Annotated in this window: 1 protein-coding gene; it reads left to right on the top strand. The window is 61.7% G+C overall.

The window, feature by feature from the left end; translation table 11 throughout:
* The coding region (locus tag SB725_RS31140) for a type VI secretion system contractile sheath domain-containing protein (RefSeq protein ID WP_410923256.1) at positions 1–274 on the top strand (274 nt) is incomplete at both ends.

The raw sequence follows: 274 nt of genomic DNA, 5'->3' as shown, positions 1-274 counted from the left end.
GCCGAACAGGCCCTGGCGCAGACCGACCTGGTGTCCAACGACGCCATCAAGTCGATCGAGTCGATCATCGCCGCCATCGACGCCAAGCTCACCGCCCAGGTCAACCAGGTGATCCATCACCCGGAATTCCAGAAGCTGGAAAGCGCCTGGCGCGGCCTGCACTACCTGGTGAACAACACCGAGACCGACGAGCAGCTCAAGATCCGCGTGCTCAACATCTCCAAGCCGGAGCTGCACAAGACCCTGAAGAAATTCAAGGGCACGGCCTGGGACC

Origin of the sequence: Pseudomonas sp. SIMBA_041, assembly GCF_046535095.1 — a bacterium.
GTDB lineage: Bacteria > Pseudomonadota > Gammaproteobacteria > Pseudomonadales > Pseudomonadaceae > Aquipseudomonas > Aquipseudomonas mucoides.
The sequence above is the reverse complement of the archived record's forward strand: the minus strand, read 5'-3'. Positions and strand labels throughout refer to the sequence as shown.